Annotated in this window: 21 protein-coding genes and 1 tRNA gene; 14 read left to right on the top strand and 8 right to left on the bottom strand. The window is 69.4% G+C overall.

Going from position 1 to position 24,959, the window contains the following annotated elements:
* Position 1: 1 nt before the first annotated feature.
* The 4 genes from KF689_04120 to KF689_04105 are packed head-to-tail and all read left to right on the top strand — an operon-like array spanning position 2 to position 3,959.
* Positions 2–1,165, top strand: coding sequence for a PLP-dependent transferase (locus KF689_04120; protein MBX3132564.1), 1,164 nt, complete (start codon positions 2–4; stop codon positions 1,163–1,165).
* Positions 1,166–1,168: 3 nt separating this feature from the next.
* Positions 1,169–1,855 carry a cell division ATP-binding protein FtsE gene (ftsE, locus tag KF689_04115; protein ID MBX3132563.1) on the top strand — a complete coding sequence of 229 codons (687 nt, stop codon included), beginning with the start codon at positions 1,169–1,171 and terminating at the stop codon, positions 1,853–1,855.
* A complete protein-coding gene (locus KF689_04110) occupies positions 1,852–2,700 on the top strand; it encodes a permease-like cell division protein FtsX (protein MBX3132562.1) in 849 nt (282 codons plus the stop codon). Before ftsE ends, KF689_04110 begins: the two co-directional genes overlap by 4 nt.
* Positions 2,701–2,717: 17 nt before the next feature.
* On the top strand, positions 2,718–3,959 hold the full coding sequence (locus KF689_04105; protein MBX3132561.1) for a peptidoglycan DD-metalloendopeptidase family protein: 1,242 nt from the start codon (positions 2,718–2,720) through the stop codon (positions 3,957–3,959).
* A gap of 7 nt (positions 3,960–3,966) precedes the next feature.
* Here KF689_04105 and KF689_04100 read toward each other — a convergent pair whose 3' ends face one another.
* The 3 genes from KF689_04100 to KF689_04090 all read right to left on the bottom strand — a co-directional run bounded on the left by KF689_04100 (position 3,967) and on the right by KF689_04090 (position 7,505).
* Positions 3,967–4,557, bottom strand: a complete 591-nt coding sequence (locus KF689_04100; protein ID MBX3132560.1) for a hypothetical protein — start codon at positions 4,555–4,557, stop codon at positions 3,967–3,969.
* Positions 4,558–4,611: 54 nt separating this feature from the next.
* On the bottom strand, positions 4,612–6,975 hold the full coding sequence (locus KF689_04095) for a TonB-dependent receptor (protein ID MBX3132559.1): 2,364 nt from the start codon (positions 6,973–6,975) through the stop codon (positions 4,612–4,614).
* 140 nt (positions 6,976–7,115) lie between these two features.
* Entirely contained in the window at positions 7,116–7,505 is a 390-nt protein-coding gene (locus tag KF689_04090) for a hypothetical protein (GenBank protein MBX3132558.1), read from the bottom strand.
* A 123-nt stretch (positions 7,506–7,628) separates the two neighbouring features.
* Here KF689_04090 and KF689_04085 point away from each other — a divergent pair, with 123 nt between their 5' ends.
* The 3 genes from KF689_04085 to KF689_04075 all read left to right on the top strand — a co-directional run bounded on the left by KF689_04085 (position 7,629) and on the right by KF689_04075 (position 12,824).
* A complete protein-coding gene (locus tag KF689_04085; GenBank protein ID MBX3132557.1) occupies positions 7,629–9,887 on the top strand; it encodes an NADP-dependent malic enzyme in 2,259 nt (752 codons plus the stop codon).
* 5 nt (positions 9,888–9,892) lie between these two features.
* Positions 9,893–11,503: a phosphoenolpyruvate carboxykinase (ATP) gene (pckA, locus tag KF689_04080; GenBank protein ID MBX3132556.1), complete on the top strand. Its 1,611-nt coding sequence runs from the start codon at positions 9,893–9,895 to the stop codon at positions 11,501–11,503.
* A 106-nt stretch (positions 11,504–11,609) separates the two neighbouring features.
* A complete protein-coding gene (locus KF689_04075) occupies positions 11,610–12,824 on the top strand; it encodes an HD domain-containing protein (GenBank protein ID MBX3132555.1) in 1,215 nt (404 codons plus the stop codon).
* Here KF689_04075 and KF689_04070 read toward each other — a convergent pair.
* The 4 genes from KF689_04070 to KF689_04055 are packed head-to-tail and all read right to left on the bottom strand — an operon-like array spanning position 12,795 to position 17,067.
* Positions 12,795–13,001, bottom strand: a complete 207-nt coding sequence (locus KF689_04070) for a hypothetical protein (protein MBX3132554.1) — start codon at positions 12,999–13,001, stop codon at positions 12,795–12,797. The two genes, KF689_04075 and KF689_04070, sit on opposite strands and share 30 nt — an antisense overlap.
* Positions 12,994–13,746 carry a Stp1/IreP family PP2C-type Ser/Thr phosphatase gene (locus KF689_04065; protein ID MBX3132553.1) on the bottom strand — a complete coding sequence of 251 codons (753 nt, stop codon included), beginning with the start codon at positions 13,744–13,746 and terminating at the stop codon, positions 12,994–12,996. The genes KF689_04070 and KF689_04065 overlap by 8 nt, the downstream gene beginning before the upstream one ends.
* A gap of 3 nt (positions 13,747–13,749) precedes the next feature.
* A complete protein-coding gene (locus tag KF689_04060) occupies positions 13,750–15,102 on the bottom strand; it encodes an FHA domain-containing protein (protein MBX3132552.1) in 1,353 nt (450 codons plus the stop codon).
* A gap of 57 nt (positions 15,103–15,159) precedes the next feature.
* Positions 15,160–17,067, bottom strand: a complete 1,908-nt coding sequence (locus tag KF689_04055; GenBank protein MBX3132551.1) for an ABC transporter ATP-binding protein — start codon at positions 17,065–17,067, stop codon at positions 15,160–15,162.
* A gap of 29 nt (positions 17,068–17,096) precedes the next feature.
* Here KF689_04055 and uvrA point away from each other — a divergent pair, with 29 nt between their 5' ends.
* Together uvrA and KF689_04045 are read left to right on the top strand one after the other, a co-directional pair.
* Positions 17,097–19,919 carry an excinuclease ABC subunit UvrA gene (uvrA, locus tag KF689_04050; GenBank protein ID MBX3132550.1) on the top strand — a complete coding sequence of 941 codons (2,823 nt, stop codon included), beginning with the start codon at positions 17,097–17,099 and terminating at the stop codon, positions 19,917–19,919.
* Positions 19,920–19,949: 30 nt separating this feature from the next.
* A complete protein-coding gene (locus tag KF689_04045) occupies positions 19,950–20,174 on the top strand; it encodes a hypothetical protein (GenBank protein ID MBX3132549.1) in 225 nt (74 codons plus the stop codon).
* A gap of 7 nt (positions 20,175–20,181) precedes the next feature.
* On the opposite strand, the gene KF689_04040 is transcribed toward KF689_04045, so the two are convergent.
* Positions 20,182–21,402, bottom strand: coding sequence for an ABC transporter permease (locus KF689_04040; GenBank protein MBX3132548.1), 1,221 nt, complete (start codon positions 21,400–21,402; stop codon positions 20,182–20,184).
* Between the two features lie 100 nt (positions 21,403–21,502).
* On the opposite strand from KF689_04040, the gene KF689_04035 reads away from it, so the two are divergent.
* From KF689_04035 to purK, 5 genes are all read left to right on the top strand, one after another.
* A tRNA-Asn gene (locus KF689_04035) sits at positions 21,503–21,575 on the top strand.
* Between the two features lie 53 nt (positions 21,576–21,628).
* Positions 21,629–22,138 (top strand): DUF1697 domain-containing protein, encoded by a 510-nt coding sequence (locus tag KF689_04030; GenBank protein MBX3132547.1) that lies wholly within the window; start codon positions 21,629–21,631, stop codon positions 22,136–22,138.
* A 14-nt stretch (positions 22,139–22,152) separates the two neighbouring features.
* Positions 22,153–23,256 (top strand): 6-bladed beta-propeller, encoded by a 1,104-nt coding sequence (locus KF689_04025; protein MBX3132546.1) that lies wholly within the window; start codon positions 22,153–22,155, stop codon positions 23,254–23,256.
* Between the two features lie 69 nt (positions 23,257–23,325).
* Positions 23,326–23,811: a 5-(carboxyamino)imidazole ribonucleotide mutase gene (gene purE / locus KF689_04020; protein ID MBX3132545.1), complete on the top strand. Its 486-nt coding sequence runs from the start codon at positions 23,326–23,328 to the stop codon at positions 23,809–23,811.
* A complete protein-coding gene (gene purK, locus KF689_04015) occupies positions 23,808–24,953 on the top strand; it encodes a 5-(carboxyamino)imidazole ribonucleotide synthase (protein MBX3132544.1) in 1,146 nt (381 codons plus the stop codon). The genes purE and purK overlap by 4 nt, the downstream gene beginning before the upstream one ends.
* Positions 24,954–24,959 lie beyond the last annotated feature (6 nt).

The raw sequence follows: 24,959 nt of genomic DNA, 5'->3' as shown, positions 1-24,959 counted from the left end.
GATGCCCGCGAAGAAGAAGCCGACGACGCCCTCGCTCGCGACGCTCGCCATCCACGGTGCCCGCGAAGCCCACGCGCCCGGCGAGGCCGTCGTCGAGCCGCTGGTCCAGAGCGTCAACCACCTGCAGCAGATCGGCACTGGCGACGGCCTGCGCTACACGCGCTACGGCAACACGCCCAACGCCGCGCGCGTGCAGAAGCGGCTGGCGATGCTCGAGGGTGCCGAGGCTTCGTTGCTGCTCTCCAGCGGGATGGCCGCCACCGCCTGCGCCTTGCTCGCCTTGCTGCGCCCGGGCGATCACCTGCTCGCGTCGCAGTACATCTACGGCGGGACGCATCGGCTCCTGCTCGAAGAGTTCGTCCGGATGGGCATCAAGGTGCAGCTCGTCGACCCGTGGGAGCCGCGTGTGTGGCGCAACCACATCCGCAAGGAGACGCGCGCCATCTTCCTCGAGACGCCGGTCAACCCGACCTGCCGCGTCCTCGACCTGCGGCCGATCTCCTTCCTCACGCGCAATTCGGGCATCGCGCTGGTCGTGGACTCGACCTTCGCCAGCCCCGTCAACTTCCGCCCGCTCGAGTACGGCGCCGACGTGGTCATCCACTCGGCCACCAAGTACCTCAACGGCCACCACGATGTGCTGATGGGCGTGGTGCTGGGATCCGAGCCCTACATCGACGAGGTGCTGCAGAAGGAGATGCTCTGGGGGCAGACGCCGGATCCCTTCGCCTGCTGGCTGCTCGAACGCGGCCTGAAGACGCTGGACGTGCGGGTGAAGCGGTCCAATGAGTCGGCGATGGAAATCGCCGAGTGGGCCGAGCGCCGCAAGGAGATCGTGCAGGTGCACTACCCTGGCCTCAAGTCGCACCCGGACCACGAGGTCGCACGCGAGACGCTGGACGGCTACGGCGGGATGTTGGCGATCGAGCTCAAGGGCGGCGGCCGTGCCGCCGACCGCTTCCTCAAGCGGCTGAAGCTGGTGACGCACGCGCCCTCACTGGGCGGCGTGGACACCTTGGTGAGCGAACCGCGCTTCACCTCGCACGCCAAGATGAGCGCGGCCGAGCGGGCGGCCATCGGCATCCCCGACGGCTTCCTGCGCCTCAGCATCGGACTCGAGTCGGCGAACGACCTGATCGCCGACCTCGAGCAGGCCCTCAAGTAGGCGATGATCCGCTTCACGAAGGTCACCAAGCACTATCCGCGCGGCGGCCCCGCCCTCGAGGAGATCTCGTTCCACATCCGGCGCGGCGAGTTCGCCTTCCTCACGGGTCCGAGCGGCGCCGGCAAGAGCACGATCCTCAAGCTCATCCACGTGGCCGAACGCCCGACCAGCGGCGAGGTGCGCGTGGACGGCAAGAGCTCGGTGACGATGTCGCGCCGTGAGATCCCGCGCCTGCGCCGTCGGCTCGGCATCGTGTTCCAGGACTTCCGGCTGCTGGACGACCGCACGGCGGAGCAGAACGTGGCCTTCGCGCTCGAGGTCACCGGGACGCCCGAGTCGCAGATCGCGCCGAAGGTGGCCCGCGTGCTCACGCAGGTGGGGCTCGCCAGCAAGTCCACCGCGTTGCCGCACGAACTCTCCGGCGGCGAGCAGCAGCGCGTGGCCATCGCCCGCGCCCTCGTGAACGACCCGTTGGTGCTGCTGGCCGACGAGCCCACCGGCAACCTCGACGAGCGCTCGTCGCGCAGCATCTTCCAGCTCCTGCGCGACATCAACGCCGCCGGCACGGCCGTGGTGATGGCGACGCACGACTTGGCCTTGGTGCGTGGCACCGAGTTGCGCACGCTGGAGCTCAACCGCGGCCGCCTGGTGTACGACACGGCCGCCGAGGATCCGGAGGCCCGAGGATGAAGCTCGCCTTCCGCGAAGCCTTCCGGGCCTTTGACCGCGCGCCGATGCTGAGCGCGCTGTCGGTAACGACGATTGCCTTCTCGCTCTTCGCCTTCGGGCTCTTCGGGCTGGTCGCGCTCAACCTGCGCACCGCGCTGCAGCAGGTGGAGGACCGGGTGGAGGTGCGCGGCTTCGTCGCCGCCGGCACGCCGCCGGAAGCCACCGCCGCCGCCGTCGATGACGTGGCGCTGTTCCCCGAAGTGCAGAGCGTGCGGCTCGTGACCGAGACGCAGGCGCTGGAGCGCGCCCGCCGCGAACTCCGCGAGTTCGAGGACGTGTTCGAGTCGGGCCTGCTGCCGGCCAGCATCGAGGTGCGCCTACGCCCGGGAATGCGCGACCCCGCCACCGTGCGCGCCGTGGCCAAGCGCCTCGACACCTACGACTTCATCGACGATGTGCGCTTCGGCGAGGAGTGGGTGGAGAACCTGCACCGGCTGCGGAACATCGCCACCGGCGCCGGCATAGCACTGGGCGTGACCTTCGCCCTCGTCGCCATCATCATCATCGGGTCCACGATCCGGATGGCCGTGCTCGCGCGCAGCCGCGAGATTGCGATTATGCGGCTGGTGGGCGCCACCGACGGCTTCATCCGCGCCCCGTTCCTGATCGAAGGCGCGCTCAAGGGCACGTTGGGCGGCCTGCTCGCCCTCGCCCTGACGTGGACGGCCGTACAGGTGTCCGGGCGCTGGGTGTTCCAGGTGCAGTTCTTCGACGCCCAGATGGCGGTCTTCGGCGTGGTCGCGGGCGCGGGCATCGGGCTGCTGGGAAGCGCCCTCTCCGTCGGGCGACACCTGAGGAAGGTGTGAGGCAGGACGGAAGACGGATGACGGAAGCCAGCCGCGTGCGCCTCCTCCGGCTGGCCGCGGTAGCTATGGCCCTGTCGCTTCCGTCCTCCGTCATCCGTCCCCAACAACGCCCGGCCCTCCCCCCCTCCGCCCAGCAATCCGCCGAGCGCCTGCGCCAGGAGCAGCTGGAGCTCGAGCGCCTGCGCGAGGAGCGGCGCACGCTGGAGCAGCGGATGCGCGAGTACCAGCGCAGCGCCCAGAACGTCACCACCGAGCGGGAGAACCTGGCCCGCCAAGCACAGGCCACCTCGCGCGTCGTGCGCAGCCTCGACAACCAGCTCGGATCGCTCTACGCGGAAGTCGAGAACGTCAACGCGTCGCTGGTGCGCACGCAGGACGAGTTGGCCATCAAGCGCGCCATCCTGACGCGCCGCGTGCAGGAGATCTACAAACGCGGCCCGCTGCACGCGCTCGAGGCCCTGCTCTCGGCCGAGAGCTTCGGTGCACTGGTGGCGCGCTACAAGTACCTGCATCTCGTGGCGCAGCGTGACCGGGCGCTGCTGCAGCGCGTCGAGCAACTCAACACGCAGATCACGGCGCAGCGCTTCTTGCTCGTCCGCCTGCAGGGAGACGTCGAGAGCAACCGCCGCGAGCGCGCCGACGAAGAGGCGCGGCTCCGCCGCCTCGAGCTGGCGCGCGGGCGTACGCTGGCGCAGATCGAGGCCCAGCAGCGGCAGGCGCAGCAACGACTGCAGCAGATTTCGCGCGACGAGCAGCGGCTCACGAACGTGATTGCGGCCATCGAGGAGTCGCGGCGGCGCGCCGAAGCGGCGGCGGCGCGCACCGGTGCGGCACCGGTCGCGGGCTCGATCACGACGGCCGACCTCGGCCGCCTCGACTGGCCGGTGGACGGCAACATCGTCTACCGCTATGGGCGCGTGGTGAGTCCCAACAACACGTCCATCACTTGGAATGGGATGGGCATCGGCGCCCCCGCGGGCACGCCGGTGAAGGCCATCGCCGACGGCGAGGTGGTCTTCGCGGAGCAGGCCGGCACCTACGGCCTGACGATGATCGTGCAGCACGGCGGCGGCACATACTCGATGTACGCCTCGCTGCAGGAGATCCACGCGCGCCGCGGTACGCAGGTGCGCAAGGGCCAGACCATCGGGACCGTCGGGCAGGCGGATCCCGACCTGCCGCCACGCCTGCACTTCGAGATCCGCCCGAACGGCGGGCGGGCGGTGGATCCGCTGGACTGGCTCCGCCGCCCGCGCTGACGCCGTCTTACTGGCGCGCCGCCTGCAAGGTCGCGGCGACCACGGTGAAGTTGAAGGTCAGGTCGATGTCCGTGTCGCCGGCGCAGGACGTCGCCGTCATCGGCTTGGGCGCGTCGTCGTAGTGGCAGAGCACCACGCGCAGCGTGCCAGGGCCCGGCGTGGCACCCGCCGTCACCGTGTACTGCAAGCCGAGGAACTTGCCGTCGGCGTCCGTGTCGTTGATCACGACCGTCGTGCCCGTGGCACCGGAGACGGTGTAGATGATGCCGTGCTCCTCCGCCTCTTCCTCGACTTCCTCCGTGATGTTCTCCGGCGGCGCGACGAGGCGGTTCTCAAAGAGGATGGTCCCGGTGTACGTCCCGTTGGCGACGAGGTTCAGGTCGCCCACTTGGGCCGACGGCGGAATCGGCCCGAGACCGTCGGGGTCGTCGATGTAGGCGGTGAGCGCTGCGCCGCCGCCCGTGGGCGTCAGCGTGAGGGTCACACGGGTGATGAGTTCCTGCTCTCCGCCGGGGCCGGTGGTGGAGTCGCCGCAAGCCGACACGCCGAGGGCGAGCAGGCCGAGGACCGGAACAACGCGCAGGGTCGAACGAAACATTGTGAGCTCCTGTGGAGGTTGTTGGTGGTACGGGTGAAGTGAGCGGACGCCGACTCAGGTAAGTGGCATCCGGACGCGCAGCACGACATCGCGTGCGGCATCGTCAACGAACAGACGGTAGCGACTGAGGTAGTCGCGGTAGCGGGCGTTGAGCGCGTTGGAGACGCTCAGCGTGAGGTCCAACGGACGGCCCGCCACGCGGAGTGCGTGCAGACCGAGACTGGCTTGCACGAGGGCGTAGCCGTCGGTCGGCAGCGTGTAGATGGTGCCGGCCGGCACGCCGTCCTGGCGACGCACGAGCAGCGTGCCGACGCCGACGTCCCAGGGGCCGAGTCGCGCGCCGGCGCCTTCCACCTTCATCGTGAGCAGGGCGCGGTCGGCCGGCATATCGTAGAGCGGCTGGTCGCGGAGGAGGTCGTCACCGCGCACCGCCGTGGCCGTGCCCTCGAGCGAGAGCCAGGACGTCATCGCGACGCTGCCCGCGAGTTCCAGGCCGCGCATCCGTGCACGCGTCGACGCGTACCCGAAGGCCGGGAAGGTGCCGCGGATGGTGACCATCGGCGCGCGCGGCTCGAGGAAGATGAAGTCCTCGATCCGGTTCTCGTAGGCCGCGAGGTCGAGCGTGACGCGGCGCCCGCCGTATCGAATGCCGCCTTCGAGGCCCACCGAGCGCTCGGCGTCCAGCGACGCGTCGCCCAACTCGTACTGCGCCGAGCCGTGGTGCACGCCTTGCGCGTAGCGTTCGTTGACCGTCGGCGGCCGCCAAGCGCGCGCCAGGCGCAGCGTGAGGTCCAGCGCGTCGGTGAGGTGATAGGCCGCGCCGAACGAGCCCGCCACGCCGGCCCAGCGACGGGTGCCCGCCGGGCTGTTGATGCCCGCGTCACCGTAGGCGAGAGTGGTCTGCGAGATGCCGTCGAGCCGCGCACCCGCCGAGAACGTCACGCGCCCGAGGTGGTACTCCTCCTGCGCGTAGGCCGCGCCCTGGAAGAGGTCGTAGCCCGGGATCAGGAATCCCTTGCCCAGCGTCTGGTTGCCTTGCACGACGCCGGTCACGCCAACTGTTCCGGACAAGCCGCGCCAGGGCGCGTGGCTGTAGCGCAGGTCCAGCGAGTTGGTGAACAGGCGCAGATGAAAGGCCGGGATGTTGCGGAAGCGCAGGGGCCCGTGGTTGTCGTACTCGCGACGGTTGTTGTACTGCAGGCCGTAGGTGAGCTCCACCTGGCCGGCGTCGGCGCGGGTGCGCACCGTGCGCCAGCGCAGCGTCGTGTGCGAGACGCGCTGGTTGGGACGATCGATCCCGTAGGTGAAGCCGCTGTCGCGTGGGGCCTCGTTCATCGCCCGTTCGAGGTCGTCGAAGTTGCCAGCGTGCGCCTGCTTGAGCACGCCCAGCTCCGTCCCGAAGTGGCTGACGGTCACCTCGCTGCGACCCCAGGGGCGCTGCACGCCGACGCTGACGCTGCCGTTGAGCTCGCGGAAGCCCGTGTTCGCCAAGTAGTAGTCCGGCGCCGCGCCGTTGCCCGCCACACGCCCCGTGAGGCGGGCCCGGTAGCCGGCGCGCCCCACCAACGGCAGTCGCAGGCCGCCCTGCTGCACCGCCATCGACATCGCACCCTGCCGGCTGTTGCTGAAGAGGTTGGTGCTCAGCTCCATCCGGCGCGCACCGGTGTCCGCGACGGGCGCCCGCTCGACGCGCACCACGCCGCCGAGGGCATCGGCGCCGTACAGCACGGTGCCCGCTCCGCGCACGACCGTCACGCCGTCGGCATCGAAGCTGTCCACGTTGGGCGCGTGCTCCGTGCCCCACTGCTGGTCCTCCTGACGCAGCCCGCCGTTCAGGACCACGACCCGCTGCGAGTTCAGGCCGCGGATCACCGGCTTCGCGATGCTCGGGCCCAGCTGGATCACGGCCACGCCGGGGAGCTGCTTGATGGTCTCGCCCAGGGTCTGGCCGCGGTGGGCGTCGAGGTCCGCCTTGTCCATCATCGAGACGGCAGCCACCGAGGCCAGTGGGTCGGCCAGGCTATCGGCCACCACCGCCACCTCGGAGAGCCGCACGGCCGCCGGCTCCATCCGCAGCTTGAGCACGACGTCGTCGCCGCCGAGGTCCACCTGCCGCGCCACGGCCGCGTAGCCGAGCAGCCGGGCCCGCATCGTCACGACCTGCGGCGGCAGCCCACGGATGTCCACGTGCCCGTGCCGGTCGCTGCGCGCCGTGCGCCTGAGCGTCGACACGCCGTCCACCCATTCCACGGAGAACTCCACCCCGCCTAGCGGCTGTCCCGTGGCCGCGTCCTCCACCACCGCGTGCAGGTGGCGCTCGGCGTCACGCCGATGGTCCTGCGCCGCCAGCGGCCACGAGGCCGCCAGGGCGAAGCCCACGGCGAGTGAACACGAGATGCAACGGGAGCGAAGGGACACAGGGATTCACGGAGAGGGAGAGGACGCGCGACCGAACTGGCCACGGACCATTGCACGCTGGCCGCACACGAGCGGGGCGGCCGAATGTCGGGAGCCCGAACCGGGCTCAGGCGCGCTGGACGAGCAGCGCGCCGGTCAACTCACGCGAGCGGCGGGGCTCGGGAGGACCGACCGTCGAGGAATACGAGCGCGACCGGGGCGTTGGCCCGGTCGCGCGTGGGAGTCGCGGTCGTCGTGAGGGACGGCACCGGCAACGCCGTCACGGCCGCCACTGAGACGCGGCCCGACTTCACGATCTGGCACAGGTCGCAGGCGCCGTGCCCGGCGTGCTGCGTGGGGCACTCGGTGTTGCCGAGGTCCTCGATGTGTGCGGCCGAGGGCGACTCGTGGTCCGCCAGGCCATCGACCACCGGGACCCCGGCCACCACCAGCAGGTGCAAGAGCATCCACACGCCCGCCACCGCGCGCGCCAGCATCCCCCTGCCCTGAGGGGCAACGGTGCGGACGCTGGAGGAGCGGGAGAATGGCATCGCTGAATGGGTAGTCGGGATGGTCCCCGCTCACAACCCCGCAGGGGCCCAACGGGTTCCACTTCAATACGTTAGAGGGCCCGGAGCCTCCGACCTTCCCCCCGACCCGCTAGATTCCTCCCGATGAAACGAGAGGACGCCCTCGAGTATCACGCACGTGGCCGGCCCGGCAAGATCGCCGTCGTCCCGACCAAGCCCCTGGCCAACCAGCGCGACCTCGCACTCGCCTATTCCCCGGGCGTGGCCGAACCCTGCCTTGAGATCAAGGGCAACCCCGAGGACGCCTACAAGTACACCGCCAAGGGCAATCTCGTCGCTGTCGTCACCAACGGCACCGCAGTGCTCGGGCTCGGCAACATTGGCGCGTTGGCCGGCAAGCCGGTGATGGAAGGCAAGGGCAACCTCTTCAAGCAATTCGCCGACCTCGACGTCTTCGACCTCGAAGTCGGCTCCGAGAATCCGGACGACGTCATCAAGTTCTGCCAGCTCCTCGAGCCCACGGTGGGCGGCATCAACCTCGAGGACATCAAGGCGCCGGATTGCTTCTACATCGAGGAGACGCTCCGGCAGACCCTCAAGATCCCGGTCTTCCACGACGACCAGCACGGCACGGCCATCATTTCCGGCGCCGCGCTGCTGAACGCGCTGGAGATCACCGGCCGCGACATCGCCGAGGTCAAGGTGGTGTTCTCTGGCGCGGGCGCAGCGGCGATCTCGACGGCGATGCACTATGTGCGGCTGGGCGTCAAGCAGGAGCACATCACGATGTGCGACCGGGCCGGCGTGATCTACGCGGGCCGCAAGGACGATATGGACCCGTACAAGGCGCGCTTCGCGGTGAAGACCAAGAAGCGCACGATCGCCGAGGCGCTCGAGGGCGCCGACGTGTTCGTGGGGCTCTCCGTGGCCGGCGCCGTCAGCAGCGAGATGGTCGCCAAGATGGCGAAGCGGCCGATTATCTTCGCGCTCGCCAATCCGGTGCCGGAAATCCTGCCCGACGAGGTGCGCGCCGTCCGCGACGACGCCATCATCGCCACCGGGCGCTCGGACTATCCGAACCAGGTCAACAACGTCCTCGGCTTCCCGTTCATCTTCCGCGGCGCACTCGACGCGCGCGCGACCTCGATCAACGAGGAGATGAAGATGGCGGCGACGCGCGCCCTGGCCCAGCTGGCCAAGGAAGACGTGCCGGACAGCGTCGCCGGGCTCTACGGCCTCAAGCACGTGAAGTTCGGGCCGGAGTACCTGATTCCCTTCCCCTTCGACCCGCGGGTGCTGCTGACCGTGGCGCCGGCGGTGGCCTGGGCGGCCGTGGCCAGCGGCGTGGCCAAGGAATTCATCGAGCTCGACACCTACCGCGATCAGCTCGAGGCTCGGCTCGGCCGTGCCCGCGGCGTGATGCGCGGACTCGCCACCCGTGCGCAGAGCGACCCCAAGCGCGTCGTCTTCCCCGAGGGCGAAGACCCCAAGATCCTGCGCGCCGCGCAGATCCTCGCCGACGACGGCATCGCGCATCCCATCCTGCTCGGCCGCAAGGAGAAGGTCCGCGCCCTCGCCGAGGAGCTCGGCATCTCGCTGGACTTGATCCAGGTCGAGGAGCCGGGCACCAGCAACAACCGCGAGCGCTACGCGCAGTACCTCTGGCAGCGGCGGCAGCGGAAGGGCCTCTCGCTCCCTGAAGCATCGCAGCGCGTGACGCGCGCCACGACCTTCGGGTCGGTGATGGTCGCGCTCGGCGAGGCCGATGCACTCGTGGGCGGATTGGGCAAGCACTACCCCGAGACCATTCGCCCGGCGCTGGAAGTCGTCGGCGCCGACCGCCGCCACGGCTTGGTGAGCGGGCTCTATATGCTGGTGTTCGAGAAGCACATCGTGTTCTTCGGCGACACCACCGTGAACATCGACCCCACTGCCGAGCAGCTGGCGCAGATCGGCTGGAGCGCGGCGGTGGTGGCCCGGGCCTTTGGCGTGGCGCCACGCGTGGCGATGCTCTCGTTCAGTAATTTCGGCTCGGTGAAGCACCCCGAGGCCGAGAAGGTCGCCGAGGCCGTGCGGATGCTGCGCCTGCGCGACCCCTCGTTGGTGGTGGACGGCGAGATGCAGGCCGACACCGCCTTCAGCGCCGAGGCCCTGGCGCAACGCTATCCGTTCTCGTCGCTCAAGGACGCGGCCAACGTCTTGATCTTCCCCAACCTGAGCGCCGGCAACATCTCGTATAAATTGCTCACCCAGCTTGGCGGGGCCACGGCGATCGGCCCCATCCTCGTCGGGATGCAACACCCCGTGCACGTGCTCGAGCAAGGCGCCGACGTGCAGGAAATCGTGAATATGACGGCCGTGGCCGTCATCGACGCGCAGACGCGCACCCGTCCCACCACCTGACTCCAATGACCTCTGCTACGACTCCCGTGCGCGAAAGCGCCGTCGGCCTCGACGCCCAGGGCCTCAAGCCCGCCGGCACGCTCCGCTGGAATCTCGAGGCGCCGGACCTGGTCCAGGCCGCCATCAAGCGCTCCGAAGGCGAGCTGGCCCATATGGGGCCCTTCGTCGCCGTCACCAAGCCGCACACCGGCCGCTCGCCCAACGACAAGTTCGTCGTGAAGGAGCCGAGCACCGAGGCGGACGTGGACTGGGGCAAGGTGAACCAGCCGATGACCGAGGCGCACTTCGAGGCGCTGCTGGCCGACGTGAAGGCCTATCTCAACGGGCAGTCCGAACTCTTCGTGCAGGATCTCTATTGCGGTGCCGACACGGCGTATCGCCTCTCCTGCCGCTATGTGACGCCGAACGCCTGGCACGCGAATTTCGTGCGCAATATGTTCATCCGCCCGGATGTGACGGAGCTCGCGACCTTCGCGCCCAACTTCAGCATCCTGCACGCGCCGGAGTTCCAGGCCGACCCGGCCAAGCACGGCACGCGCACGGGCACCTTCATCGTGCTCAACCTCGCCAAGCGCACCATCCTCATCGGCGGCACGCGCTACGCCGGCGAGCTCAAGAAGTCGATGTTCACGGTGATGAACTACCTGCTGCCCAAGCAGGGCGTGCTCTCGATGCACTGCTCCGCCAACATCGGTGAGGACGGCGACACGGCGTTGTTCTTCGGCCTCTCGGGCACCGGCAAGACGACCCTCTCGGCCGACCCCGAGCGCGGCCTCATCGGCGACGACGAGCACGGCTGGAGCGAGCACGGCGTGTTCAACTTCGAGGGCGGCTGCTACGCCAAGGTCATCAACCTCTCCAAGGAGCAGGAACCCGACATCTTCGCCACGACGGAGATGTTCGGCACCATCCTCGAGAACGTGGTGCTTGAGCCGGGCAGCAAGCGCGTGGACTTCTCGTCGCAGGCCATCACCGAGAACACCCGCGCCTCCTACCCCCTGCACTACATCCGGAACCACGTGCCCAGCGGCCGCGGCAACCACCCGCAGCACGTCGTGTTCCTGACGGCTGACGCCTTCGGCGTGCTGCCGCCGATTGCCCGCCTCACGCCCGAGCAGGCGATGTACTACTTCCTCTCGGGGTACACGGCCAAGCTGGCCGGCACCGAGCGCGGCGTGACCGAACCGCAGGCGACGTTCTCGGCCTGCTTCGGCGCCGTGTTCCTCGTGTGGCACCCCACCAAGTACGCCGAGATGCTCGGCGAGCTGCTCACCAAGCACAAGGCGCAGGTGTGGCTGGTGAACACCGGCTGGAGCGGCGGCGCGTATGGCGTCGGCAAGCGGATGAAGCTGCCCTACACCCGCGCGATGGTGCGCGAGGCCCTCGCCGGCAACCTCGACGAAGTCGAGTGCGTGACCGACCCGATCTTCGGCCTGCACATCCCCGTCGGCATCGACGGCGTGCCGAACGAGATCCTCAACCCGCGCAACACCTGGAAGGACTCCAAGGCCTACGACGAGCAGGCCAAGAAGCTGGCCGGAATGTTCCAGGAGAACATCAAGAAGTTTGGCGCGGCGGTGTCGAAGGAGATCCTGGCGGCGGGGCCGAAGGGCTGAACATCCGACGGATGACGGAGAACGGAAGCTGAGCGGGGCGGGATTCTGCGCTGGAACGCGGATCCCGCCCCTTCCGTCATCCGTCCTCCGTCATCAGTCTTCACGCGTGCCCACCCTCCGCGACCCCCTCTGGAACAACATCCGCATCGAAGGCCCCTACCTTCGGCTGCTGGATACTCCCGCGTTCCAGCGGTTGCGCTACGTCCGCCAGCTGGGCCTCGCGCACCTCGTCTACCCTGGTGCCACGCACTCGCGCTTCGAGCACGCGCTCGGCGCGTATCATCTCGCGCAGGAAACGGTCCGCTTGCTCCGAGAGACCGCGAGCGACTCCGGCGTCCCCGAGCTCGATGGCCGAATCGTCATCGCCGCCGCGCTGCTGCACGACATCGGCCACTACCCCTTCTCGCACGCGCTCGAGGAGCTCGGCATCCCGCACCACGAGGCGGTCGCGGGACCACTCATCGCCGACGGCGCGGTCGGAGAGATCCTGCGCGCCGAGTTCTCCGCCGACGCGCCGGAGCGCATTCTCGCGCTGGTGCGCGGCGAGAGCCAGGAGCCGCTGCAGGGCCTGATCTCCGGCAGCATCGACCTCGACAAGATCGACTACCTCAAGCGCGACGCGATGAACTGCGGCGTGTCCTATGGCGAGGTGGACGTCGACCGCCTGCGCCACGCGCTCACGCTGATTACCGACCCGGCCACGGGGCGGCGCGCCGTGGGACTCAAAGAACGCGGCCTCAGCGCGTTGGAGTCGCTGCTCTTCGCCAAGTACCAGATGTACCGCAACGTGTACTGGCACCACGCGGTGCGCAGCGCGACGGCGATGTACAAGCGCTTGGTCGAGGATGCCCTCGCTGACGGCGCCATCGACGTAAATCAGCTGCCGACGTACTCGGATGAGGGCCTGCTGCACGCGCTGGACCGCCAGCCGCGTCCGCTGCTCGCGGCCATCCGCGAGCGCCGGCTATATAAGCGCGCACTCGAGGTGCCGGCCTACGCGCTGGCCGAGCACGACCTCGACTGGCTCGCCGACGACCGCGAGCGCATCCGCCGCGCCGAGGACGCGCTCGCCGCCCACATCGGCCTCGGCCCCGGGGAGCTGCTGCTCGACTTCCCGCGCAAGGAGCGGATGCTGGGCCTCGACCTCCCGCTGCTCGCCAAGGACGGCAGCGTGCATCGGCTCACCGACGCGGGCATCGCGGGCACGCTCAACCTGCCGATCCTCGGCGAGCAGCTGTATCAGTCGGCCCGCTGGCTGCGCGTGTTCACGGTGGAACGTCGCGCGGTGCCGCTAGCGTCCGTGCTCGCCGCCCTCGCCTGAGGCCTGTTTGGCCTTCCCGTGCGCTTCGGCGAGCAGCTTGCCGATGCCGCGATAGAACGCCGCGTCCGACGAGCGTCCCTCCTCCGCCATCGCGAGCGCGCAGCGCTCCAGCGCGTAGAGGATGTTGCCGAGGTAGAGCTCGGAGAGCCCTGCGACGGTCTGCGGCTGTTCAGCCACCGCTGGTCTCGAGACCCATCACCTGGATCACGATGGCGGTGATGTTGTCGAGGCCGCCGCGCCCGTTGGCTTCGGCGATCAGGCTGTCGACGACGCGGCCAGGACCGGAACGCGCCATCAGCAACTGCGCCAGGCGGCGGTCATCGACCATTCCGGTGAGGCCGTCGGAGCAGAGCAGGAACACGTCGCCGACGCGCACTTCGCCGGAGTAGATGTCCGACTCGACTTCATCGCTGGCACCCACGCAGCGCGTGATGACGTTGCTGTAGGGATGGTAGCGGGCCTGCTCCGGCGTGAGCAGGCCGGCGTCCACCTGCTCCTGCACGTAGGAGTGGTCCTTGGTGATCTGCGTCAGCGTGCCGTCGCGGTACAGGTACACGCGCGAGTCGCCGATCTGCCCGATCAAGTAGCCGTGGTCCGAGAGCACCATCACCGAGGCGGTCGTGCCCATCCCCTGCTTGTCCGTCTCGGCGAGCATTCGCTCGAAGATCGCGCGGTTGGCGTCTTGCAGGGCCGTGTTGACCAGCGTCGCCGCCCCGTCATCTCGCACCGACTTCAGCGGCAAGAGGTGCCGCGCGACGATCTGCACCGCCATCTCGCTGGCCACTTCACCGGCTGCGTGTCCGCCCATCCCGTCCGCGACGACGAAGACCCCACGCTGCTCATCCGCCTCGGCGAAGAAGTTGTCTTCGTTGCCTTGGCGTACGCGCCCGGTATCGGTCCCGGCGCCGACGTGGATCTGCATTATTCAGCGCACCGTCGTGAGGAGAAACGCGACGAGTCCGACGCCGGTGCCGGCGAGGGCGACGAGGAGGGCGATGGCGGCCCCGCAGCCGGACTTCTTGGGCTCGGGTGCCGCCACCTTGGGTTGCTTCGCCATCGCCGGCGTCTTGGCCGGGGGCTTGGCCGCCACGTTCTTGCGCAGCGCCTCGGCGTCCACCGCCGCGATCGCGCGCGTCGAACCGCCCGCGCCCTCCGCTTGCACCGCCGCCCGGAACGTCATCTTGATCCCGCCGAAGCGCAGGTCGGGTGAGCCCTCGAGCTTCTGCTCGCCCTGCACCCGTCGGCCGCCCACGTAGGTGCCGTTGGTCGAGCCCTGATCCACGACCCACCAGCCGTCCGCGCGCTTCTGGATCTTGGCGTGCGAGTCCGAGATGGATTCATCCCGGATCGCGATGTCGTTGTGGTCGCCGCGGCCGATGTTCGTGAGCGCAGCGTGCAGCTCGAACTTGGTGCCCTTGAGCGGCCCCTCGGCCTTGATTTCGAGCGTGGCCAGCGGGGCGCGGGTGGAGCGGACGGGAGCTGCGGCAGGCGCGGGGGCTGCAGCGGAGGCGGTTGCGGCAGCAGCGGCGGCGACCGGAGCCGCGGCCGCCGGAGCAGCTGGAGTCGGCGCAGCTGGAGTCGGGGCGGCTGGAGTCGGAGCGGCCGTCGGTGCCGGTGCCGCCTTCGCGACGTCGGCGTAAAAGCGGAACTCCTCCGTCCCCATCTTGAGGACGTCCCCACGCCCAAGCAGCTGACTTCCGGAGATGCGCGTGCCGTTCACCCAGACACCGTTCGTGCTATGGTCGGTGAGCACGTAGCCGTTCGCAGCCGGCGCGATGCTCGCGTGCCTGCGCGAGACCTCGCTCGAGGCGAGCACCACGTCATTGCCCACCTCGCGACCGAACGTGATGCCGCTGTCGGGCACGGCGTATTCGCGGCCGTCCACCAGCGAGACCAGCCGGCCGCCGGTGGCGGTCGTGGGCTTCTTGGGGGCGGCACCCGACTTGGCGGCCACCATCGCCGCGACGTCGGCCGCGCTGACGAACTGCGTGCTGCCTTCCTGCTTGTCGTCGCCCAGCCGAAGCTCGTGACCGGCGATCTCCACGCGGTCGCCGTGCAGCAGCGGGCTTGGCTCCAGGCCAAGCTGGACGCCGTTCACGAGGATGGTCGCGTCTGGAGCGCCGCGGCGGATTACCACGCCCTTGGGACCCACCGAGATCACGGCGCGTGTGCCCGGGTCGCCGCTTGGCAGCCGGACCGTGGCGCCTTCGAAGGCCCCGACGGTGGCGTCACCCGCCGGAAGCGGGAATTGCTGGTCCTGTAGCTGCAGGTAGGGCATTAGAGGAGGAAAACTACCGCCCTGTCCGGAGGCTCGGCAAGCGTACGGCGGCCCTTGTCACGACGCCGTGGCGAGCTCTCCCACTTGCAATCGGTACAGTCTTGCATACAGCCCGTCGAGGCCCAACAGGCTGCGGTGCGTCCCGCGTTCCCTGACCTCTCCGTGATGCAGCACCAGGATCTCCGTGGCCCGCGTGATCGTCGAGAGTCGGTGCGCCACTGCGATCGTCGTCCGCCCGCGCATCAGCGCGTCCAGACCACGCTGGATGGTCGCCTCGACTTCGCTGTCGACCGCGCTCGTCGCTTCGTCGAGCAGCAGCAACGCCGGATCGGCCGCGATGGCGCGGGCGAAGCTCAGCAGTTGCCGCTCGCCCACGCTGAGGCTGCTCCCGCGCTCGCCCAGCCGTTGCCGGTACCCCTCCGGCAGCCGCGCGACCACGCGGTCCGCCCCCACCCGCGCCGCCGCCGCCTCGACCTCGGCATCGGAGAGCGGCGCCGAGAGTCGGATGTTGGTAGCGATGTCGTCGGCGAAGAGGAAGATGTCCTGCTGGACATACCCCACCGCCCGCCGCAGCTCCGCACGCGGCATCGTGCGGATATCCACGCCATCGACGAGGATCCGCCCCCGCTGCGGATCGTAGAAGCGGAGCAGGAGGTTGATGATGGTGGTCTTCCCCGCCCCGGTGTGCCCCACCAGCGCCAGCGTCTCCCCCGGCCGCACGGTGAAGGTGACGCCACGCAACACCCACTCGGGTTCAGCCGGAGCCTGACCACCGGAGGCAAGGTGCGCGAGGTCGTACGCAAACCAAACGTCCTCAAAGGAAACCGTCACCCCTCTCCCCTCCCCCATCCCTCTCCCCTCTCCCATCCCTCTCCCCTCTCCCATCCGTCTCCCATCTCCCCTCTCCCCGCCGTCACCCACCTCCCCGTCTCCCATCTCCCACCCCGCGTCCACCTCCACAGCCTGATCCAACAACCCAAACATCCGCTCCCCCGCCGTCATCGCCTGCTGCAACGTGTTGTACTTATCCGACAGATCCTGCAACGGCTGATAGAACCGCCGCGCCAATTGCAGGAACGCCGCCAGCGTCCCCACCGTCAGCCCGTTGGCCTCCACCCGCGGCGCCGCCGCCACGATCAGCGCCGCCAGCGCCACCGTCGTCAGGATCTCGATCGCCGGGAAGTACAGCGCGTACACCGTGACGCTGCGCAAGTGGGCGTCGAGGTGCGCGCGGTCGATCGCCTTGAAGCGTGCCGCCTCGTCCGCCTCGCGCCCGAAGAGCTGCACCACCCGCATCCCCGCGATCCGTTCCTGCAGGAAGGCGTTGATGCGGGCCAAGCGCGTCCGGATCTCCCGGTACTCCGTGCGCACCCGCGCGCGGAACACCGCCGACACCCAGAGGATGAACGGCACGACGAGATACGCCGCCAGCGCCAGACGCCAATCCACGACGACCATCAGCACGGTGATTGCGCCCAGCGTGAACAGGTCGCCGAGCCCGGCCACGACGCCGGACGTGAACAGCTCGTTCAGCGACTCCACGTCGTTGGTCACGCGCGTGACGAGCCGTCCGACCGGATTGCGGTCGAAGAACGTCACCGGCAACCGCTGCAGCTTGGCGAACAGCTCGCGGCGCAGGTCGTGCATCGCGCGCTGGCCCAGCGTACCCGTGATCAAGGTCTCCGCGTAGGAGCCCGCGGCCTGCGCCAGCAGCGCGGCCAGGAGGATGAGCGTGGACTGCACGATGAGCGCCGCATCGCGCGCCGGGATGGCGACGTCGATCACCCGCCGCGTCATCAGCGGCCCCACGAGCTGCAGCGCGCCCAAGCCGAGCAGCAGCGCCAGCGCGGCCAACACCCGTCCGCGATACGGCCGCACGTAGGACAGCAGGCGCCCCGCGATGCGCAGGTCGAGGCCCTTGCCCAGCGCCTCCTCCTCGTGGCTGATCGTGACGGGAACGGACACACCGGAAGCTAGTTTAGTATTCGCATCCGATGAAAGACCGCATCGTCGTCCGCGGCGCGCGCCAGCACAACCTGCGCGACGTGTCCGTGGACTTTCCCCGCCGCGCCATCACCGTCGTCACCGGGCCCTCGGGCTCGGGGAAGTCCTCGCTCGCCTTCGACACCATCTACGCCGAAGGCCAGCGCCGCTACGTCGAGTCGCTCTCCGCCTACGCGCGGCAGTTCCTCGAGCGGATGCCCAAACCCGACGTCGACGCCATCGACGGGCTCTCGCCCTCCGTGGCGATCGAACAGAAGAATCCCACGCGCACCTCGCGCTCCACCGTCGGCACGGCCACCGAGATCACCGACTACCTGCGCCTGCTCTGGGCCCGCGTCGGCCGCACCATCTGCCCGCACTGCGGCCGCGTACTCAAGCCGGATTCGGCCGAGTCCGCTTGCGATGCCGCGCTCGCGCTGCCGGAGGGCACGCGGCTGCTGGTGAGCTTCCCCTTCGCGCGCTCGTCCAAGCTCACGCACGCGCGCATCCTCGAGCATCTGCGCGCCAAGGGCTTCGTGCGCGTCATCGCCGATGGCGCCGTCTTGCACCTCGACGAACTCACGGGCAGCAAGCCGAACCTGACCAAGGTCGCGGAGCTGCTCGTCGTCACCGATCGCCTCGCGGTGTCGCCGGCGGCACGCACGCGACTCGCCGACGCGCTGGAGACCGCGTTCAGCGAAGGCGATGGCGACGCCGTGGTGGTGCCCGTAGACCAGCCGACGGATGCGTCCAGCCCGCGGAACGCCGTTGCGCCGCTGCGCTTCACCACCAGCTTCCGTTGCCCAAACGACGGCCACGTCGCGCCCGAGCCCACACCGCAGCTCTTCTCGTTCAATAATCCGCGCGGCGCCTGTGAGACCTGCAACGGATTCGGGGCGACGCTGGAGTACGACGAAGCGCTGATCGTGCCATACCCCGAGCGCTCGCTCGCGCAGGGTGCGCTCGACCCCTGGACCAAGCCTCGGTACGAGAACAAGCGGCGCGCGCTCGCCGAGTTCGCCAAAGCCAACGGCATTCCATTGGATGTCGCGTGGCGCGACCTTGCCGCCGGCCAACGCGAGAAACTCCTGCGCGGCAAGGCGAAGGGTTACGTCGGGATGTTCCCCTTCCTCGACGCGCTCGAGCCCAAGAAATACAAGCAGTACATCCGCATATTCCTGCGGCAATACCAGACCGCGCAGACCTGTACCGCCTGCGGCGGCGCGCGCCTGCGGGCGGAAGCCCTGCAGGTGCGCATCGCCGGCAAGAGTATCGCCGAAGTCCAAGCGATGCCGGTCGGGCTCCTGCGTGCGTGGCTCGACACGATCGAGCTCTCGGCGCAGGAATCGGCCATCGCTGCACACATCCTCCGCGAGGCGCGCGACCGCATCGCGTTCCTCTGCGACGTCGGGCTGACCTACCTCTCACTCGACCGCGCCACACGGACGCTCTCCGGTGGCGAGGCCCAGCGCATCGGCCTCGCAAACTCGCTCGGGGCGCGCCTCGTCGACACGCTCTACGTGCTCGACGAACCCAGCATCGGACTGCACCCGAGCGACCTCGGGCGCCTGCTCGACTTGCTCAAGCGCCTGCGCGACACCGGCAATACCGTCTTGATGGTGGAGCACGACCTCGATGCCATCCGCCTCAGCGACTGGATGCTCGAACTCGGCCCCGCCAGCGGCGAGCAAGGCGGCCAGGTCGTGTTCAGCGGCCCGACAGTCGACGCGGCGAGCAGCCCGCTCACCGGCCAGTTCCTCACCGGCGCACGGACCATCGCCGTCCCCGCGAAGCGCCGCCGCGCCGGACCGCAGTGGCTCACGCTCGACGGCGCACGCGAGCACAACCTGCGCAACGTGAGCGTGAAGATCCCGCTCGGCGCGCTCACCTGCGTCACCGGCGTCAGCGGCAGCGGCAAGAGCACGCTCGTGCACGACGTCCTCTTCCGCGCGCTCGAGCGCCTGCTGACCGGCGAGCACAGCGCGCGCCAGCACCTCGGCGAACGCGTCGGCGCCTATGAATCGCTCGAGGGATGGCAGGCGCTCGACGACGTGGTGCTCGTGGACCAAGAGCCCATCGGAAAGTCGCCGCGGTCGAATCCCGTCACCTATGTGAAGGCCTTCGACGAGATCCGACGCATCTTCGCCGAGGTGCCCCTGGCGCGGCAGCGGCGCTATACGGCCGGGACCTTCTCGTTCAACGTGGCGGGCGGCCGCTGCGAGACCTGTGAGGGCGCCGGGGCGCTCGAGGTCGAGATGGTGTTTATGGCGGATGTGTTCGTGCCCTGCGAGACCTGCGGCGGCACGCGGTACAAGCCGGAGGTCCTCGACGTCACGTACTTCGGCAAGCGCATCACCGACGTGCTCGAGATGACCGTGGACCAAGCCATCCGGTTCTTCCCGCGCGAAGAAAAGCTCGGGCAGGCGCTCTGGCAGATCCAGCAGGTGGGCCTCGGATACCTGCGGCTCGGACAACCCGCGACGACGCTCTCTGGCGGAGAGTCGCAGCGGCTGAAGGTGGCGCGCGAACTCGCCTTCGCCGCCAAGAAGGGCGGTCGCAAGTGCTACATCCTGGATGAGCCGACCACCGGCCTGCACCCGCGGGACGTCGAGGTGCTCTGCGCCGTGCTCGACCGCCTCGTCGACAACGGGCACACGGTCATCGTCATCGAGCACGATATGGACGTCGTGAAGCGCGCCGACTGGGTGATCGATCTCGGACCCAACGGCGGCGATGACGGCGGGCGTGTGGTGGCGATGGGCACGCCCGAGCAGGTGGCTCGAGCGAAGAATTCACTCACCGCGCGGCACTTGGCGCCCTTCCTCGGGGTATAAGCCTCGCATCCCCACTCACGGAGAGACGCGATGGCGATCACCAAGCGGCAGGTGCGCAAGAAGGTACGGGCGGCGGTGAAGACCGCAAAGACCACCCAGAAGTCGGCAGCGAAGACGACGCGGAGCGCGCTGAAGAGTGCGAAGGCCGCCGTCACCAGGGCAGCGAAGGACAAGCGCGTGCAACGTGCGGCAGCGGCGCTGGTCGCCGCCGTCATCGCGGCCACGGCGACTGTCGCGGTACGCCGCAAGCGCTAGCCGGTGGCTAGCTCTCGTGCCGGATCGCCTCGATCGGGCTGAGCCGCGCCGCGCGCCGCGCGGGGTAGAGGCCAAACACGAGCCCAATCGCGACCGAGATGCCGACCGCGAACGCCACCGTGCCGACGGTCACGGCAGCGTAGACCGGCGCGTCAGTCTGCGCGCGCATCACCCACGCGGCGCCGTAGGCCACACTGATGCCCAAGAGTACGCCGAGCGCTGCGCCCGTCGAGGCGATCGCTACCGACTCGGCGAGAAACTGGACCAGGATGTCGCGCTGCTTCGCACCAGCGGCCTTGCGGATGCCGATCTCCCGCGTGCGCTCGGCCACGGTCGCGAGCAGCACGTTCATAATCCCGACGCCGCCCACCAGCAGTGCCACACCGGTGATGGCGCCCATCAACAGCTTGAAGACCAACATTGCCGACGCCGCCTGCTCGGCGCGTGCGCGGCGTGACGCGATCACGACTTCGTCCTTCCATCGCGCGCCGAAGCGCTCGCCAGCCCAGCCCTCGAGCGCGGCGAGGATGCCCTCGACGTCCTCGATGCGGCGGGCCGTCACGGCGATGCGATGAGGTGTGTTGGGTGGCAGCGCACGCGCGGCGTCGGCGATTGGCACCCACACGTCGAGCGTTGGTGCGCGGTCGGCTTCCACGATCACGCCGACGATGCGATGCGGCGCCCCGCGCAGCGCCAGCGTGAGTCCCAGCGCCTTGGTGACCTCGCTGCTGTCTCCGGAGAGCACGGCGGCCACGCGATCGTTCACCACCGCGACCGCTGTGTCGCGGTCGGCAAACCACTGACCCGCGGCTGGCGCCGGCCGCGTCGCCGCGGCGGCCGCGACCTCCACCCCTCGCACCGCGAAGGCCCGAGGTGCGGCGTCGGCCCCCAGGCGGACCAGCACGCCAGAGCTCGCCGCCAGTGACACCCGCGCGGCCTGCGGGATCCGCGTGCGGATCGCCGCGACGTCGCTCGGGCCGAACTGGGTGAAGTCGTCGCGCCGCAGGGACTGGCCATCCACGCTCACGCCAGTCTGCGGCGAGACCATCACCTCGAGGAGGTCGGTCGTGCGCTCCAGTTGCTCACGCGCGTAGCGCTCGACGCCGTCCCCCATCGACAGCACGGAGACCATCGCGCCCACGCCCATCACGACGCCGAGGGTCGAGAGCAGGGAGCGCAGGGGATTGGCGCGGAGCGCCTCGAAGCCGACGAAGAGTGAGCTGAGCATAGCGGGCCGTACGGGGCCTCTCGGGGACGGGTTCCGCGCCAGATTGGAGCGCGGGACGCCTTGAACGCGGGGGGCGCAGGGGATTAGTTTTAGCGTCTATTCCGGCGTAGCTCAGTTGGTAGAGCAGGTGACTGTTAATCACCGGGTCACAGGTTCGAGTCCTGTCGCCGGAGCTTGAGACGCCCCGACCTTTCCAAAGGTCGGGGCGTCTCGCATTTTGGGCTAGATGCCCACCCATATCGCCCTTCTGCGCGCCATTAATGTGGGCGGCACCGGCAAGCTCCCGATGGCCGACCTGCGGGCCCTCTGCGAAGACCTCGGGTTCCAGAACGTCCGGACGTACATCCAGTCGGGGAACGTCGTCTTCGACTCTCGGAAGGCGGCCCCCGCAGCCCAGCGTGTCCTCGCCGACGCCCTCGCGGCGCGGATTGGCAAGCCCGTGGGCGTGCTGATGCGCAGCGAGGCGGATCTCACCGCCGTTCTGCGCGAGAATCCCTTCCCCGAGGCCGACCCCAGGCAACTCCTCGTGCTGTTCCTGCCGACGAAGGCCGATGAGGCCGCCGTCCGCACGACCAAGCCGCCCGGCAGCGAACGGCTCGTCGCCCGCGGACGCGAGATCTTCATCCATTTTCCCCACGGGATGGGTACAAGCAAGCTCAGAATCCCGTTCGCCGATGTCGGCACCGGACGCAACCTGAACACCGTGACCGCCCTGCTCGACCTCGCCCGAACCTGACTCTTGGAGCCCCCGTGCGCACACTGACGCTGGTCACTGCCTGCCTTCTCCTCACCGCCTGCGCGAAGGATCGCGACGGCACCGATGCGCCGACCTGGACCCTTCGTGAGACCCTGCGCATCGGCGAAGGCGACGTGGGGCCGACGTCCTTCTCGTGGGTGAAGGGGATCGAAGAGGGCGCCGACGGACGCATCTACATCTACGAGCACAGCACGCAGGACATCCGCGTGTTCGATCGCAGCGGCGCGCACGTCAAGACCATCGGGCGCAAGGGCCGAGGCCCCGGCGAGCTGGAGAACGCCGAGGGCATCGTGTTCTCCTCGGACGGACTGCTCTGGGTACGCGACGCGGCGAACTCGAGGTTTACGATCTTCGACGCCGATGGCAACTACAAGGATTCGTGGGCGATGCAGTACTGCTGGTCGCAGGGCACCTGGGCACCGCACGTTACACCAGAGCGGATCGTGGACTACGACTGCGAACCCGGCGTCGGCGGCGCCTACCGCGTCGTGGGCTACCGCGCGGACCGCAGCGGCGTGGACTCCCTCGCGATGCGGGCCGAGTGCGGGACCCGCGAGCAGAGCGAAGCCGCGATGTGGATCACGCGCACCGACCGCTCAATCTCCTACCGCCAGATCCCGTGGGCTCCGCGCCCGGCGCACACCATCGACGGCACCGGCGCGACTTGGTGCGCACCCAGCACGGCGAACTACGAGTTACTCCGCCTCGGCGCGGCCGGCGACACTGTCCGCGTTGCGCTCGAAGCGCCGCCGCTGCCGGTCTCTGCCGCGGAACGCGATTCGGTCATCCGCGAGATCGAGTCGCGTGGGCCTACGGGCCTCGACTTCTCGCGCATCCCCAAAGCAAAGCCGGCCATCCTCCGGCTGAGCGTGGACGACCGCAACCGCCTCTGGGTGCGTCGCGACAAGGCCGAGGGCGGCATCCTCTTCGATATCATCACGTCCGACGGACGGCACGAGGCGACGGTCTCGCTCGACGGCGTGCGCACCTCGACCTGGGCCCCCTTCGTCGTCCGCGGCGACGTGGTGCTACTCGTCATCGTCGGCGAGGACGACGTCCCGCAGGTGGGGCGGTTCGTGATCGACCGGGGGCGCTGAAGCGGGCGCAGCCCAGCGCCGCTTCACTCCGCGTGGCGCCGACCCCCGCCCTGCGGGCATATTTCGCCTATGACCGCACCACTTGTCGGCGTCATTATGGGCTCGAAGTCCGACTACGAGCACCTCGCCCCGGCCTGCGAACTGCTGGCCCACCTCGGCGTCCCCTATGAGGCCAAGGTCGTCTCGGCCCATCGCACGCCGAACGAGATGTTCGCGTACGCCGAGTCCGCCGAGTCGCGCGGGCTGATGGTGATCATCGCGGCGGCTGGTGGCGCGGCACACCTCCCGGGAATGGTCGCCTCCAAGACGCTGGTGCCGGTGCTCGGCGTGCCGGTGAACGCCACGACGCTCAACGGGCTCGACGCCCTGCTCAGCATCGTACAGATGCCGGCCGGCGTACCGGTGGGCACGCTGGCCATTGGCAAGCCAGGCGCGACCAACGCGGCCATCCTTGCCGCAGAGATCGTGGGCACGCATCGCCCGGAGATCCGCGCCAAGCTCCGCGCGTGGCGCGAGAGCCGCGCGGCCGACGTCCGCGCCCAGACCCTGCCGTGAGCGGCGGGGCACGCGACGCCGTCCCCGCCGGCGCGACTCTCGGCTTCCTCGGTGGTGGCCAGCTCGGACGGATGACGGCGATGGCCGCCCGCACGCTGGGCTACGACGTGCGGGTACTGGATCCGGAGAAGGACTGCCCTGCCCGGGGCGTTTCCTCGCACACGATTACCGCCGCCTGGAGCGATGCGGCCGCGGCGGCCGAGCTCGCGCAGGGCTGCGCCGCCGTCACGCTGGAAATCGAACAGATCCCGCGCCCCTCGCTGGAAGCCGTAGCCCGCACGGCGCCCCTGCACCCTGGCGTCGAGCCGGTGTTCACGATCCAGGAACGCGCGCGGCAGAAGCAGTGGCTGGAGCGCCATCACTTTCCGCTCGGCGCATTCCGCGTGGTCACCGATGCCGCGCAGGCCGAGGCGGCGGTCGCCGCGCTGGGCCCGAGCATCGTGAAGGCGGCGATGGGCGGTTATGACGGCCGCGGACAGGTGCGCGTGAAGACCGCCGCCGAGGGCAAGGCGGCTTTCGAGAAGCTCAAGGCGCCGGTCTGCGTCGTCGAGGCTTTCCTCGACATTCACACCGAGATCTCCGTCTTGGTCGCGCGCCGCGCCGATGGCACTGGCGTCGCGTATCCACCCTCGCGCAACCTGCACACGGACGGCGTGCTCACCTGGGCGGTGACGCCGTCGGGCGTGAACGCCGAGATGCAGGACCGCGCTGAATCGCTGGCGCTGCGCATCGCCGAGGCGTTGGGCATCGTCGGCCTCTTGGCGGTGGAGATGTTCATCCTCGGCGACGGGCAGCTCCTCGTGAACGAGCTCGCGCCGCGGCCGCACAACACCTTCCACCACTCCGAGCGCGCGCACCCGACGAGTCAGTTTGAGCAGCTCGTGCGGGCCATCTGCCACCTGCCGCTCGGCAGCACGGAGGTCGTGCGCCCCGCCGCGATCCACAACCTGCTCGGCGATCTCTGGGACGGCGGCGCGCCGGATGTCACCAAGGCGCTGGCGATTCCCGGCGTGCGGGTGCATCTGTATGGGAAGAAGGAGGCGCGCCCAGGTCGCAAGATGGGCCACCTCTCTGCCGATGGCGACACGCCCGAGCAGGCGCTGCAACGGGTTTGTGCCGCGTACGACGCCTTGCGCCGCTAGGAGACC

This window comes from Gemmatimonadaceae bacterium (assembly GCA_019637355.1).
GTDB lineage: Bacteria > Gemmatimonadota > Gemmatimonadetes > Gemmatimonadales > Gemmatimonadaceae > Pseudogemmatithrix.
The sequence above is the reverse complement of the archived record's forward strand: the minus strand, read 5'-3'. Positions and strand labels throughout refer to the sequence as shown.

Coding starts and splice junctions, on each gene's coding strand:
- KF689_04120 (MBX3132564.1), top strand. CDS start 2: ATGCCCGCGAAGAAGAAGCCGACGACGCCCTCGCTCGCGACGCTCGCC.
- ftsE (MBX3132563.1), top strand. CDS start 1,169: ATGATCCGCTTCACGAAGGTCACCAAGCACTATCCGCGCGGCGGCCCC.
- KF689_04110 (MBX3132562.1), top strand. CDS start 1,852: ATGAAGCTCGCCTTCCGCGAAGCCTTCCGGGCCTTTGACCGCGCGCCG.
- KF689_04105 (MBX3132561.1), top strand. CDS start 2,718: ATGACGGAAGCCAGCCGCGTGCGCCTCCTCCGGCTGGCCGCGGTAGCT.
- KF689_04100 (MBX3132560.1), bottom strand. CDS start 4,557: ATGTTTCGTTCGACCCTGCGCGTTGTTCCGGTCCTCGGCCTGCTCGCC.
- KF689_04090 (MBX3132558.1), bottom strand. CDS start 7,505: ATGCCATTCTCCCGCTCCTCCAGCGTCCGCACCGTTGCCCCTCAGGGC.
- KF689_04085 (MBX3132557.1), top strand. CDS start 7,629: ATGAAACGAGAGGACGCCCTCGAGTATCACGCACGTGGCCGGCCCGGC.
- pckA (MBX3132556.1), top strand. CDS start 9,893: ATGACCTCTGCTACGACTCCCGTGCGCGAAAGCGCCGTCGGCCTCGAC.
- KF689_04065 (MBX3132553.1), bottom strand. CDS start 13,746: ATGCAGATCCACGTCGGCGCCGGGACCGATACCGGGCGCGTACGCCAA.
- KF689_04060 (MBX3132552.1), bottom strand. CDS start 15,102: ATGCCCTACCTGCAGCTACAGGACCAGCAATTCCCGCTTCCGGCGGGT.
- uvrA (MBX3132550.1), top strand. CDS start 17,097: ATGAAAGACCGCATCGTCGTCCGCGGCGCGCGCCAGCACAACCTGCGC.
- KF689_04045 (MBX3132549.1), top strand. CDS start 19,950: ATGGCGATCACCAAGCGGCAGGTGCGCAAGAAGGTACGGGCGGCGGTG.
- KF689_04040 (MBX3132548.1), bottom strand. CDS start 21,402: ATGCTCAGCTCACTCTTCGTCGGCTTCGAGGCGCTCCGCGCCAATCCC.
- KF689_04030 (MBX3132547.1), top strand. CDS start 21,629: ATGCCCACCCATATCGCCCTTCTGCGCGCCATTAATGTGGGCGGCACC.
- purE (MBX3132545.1), top strand. CDS start 23,326: ATGACCGCACCACTTGTCGGCGTCATTATGGGCTCGAAGTCCGACTAC.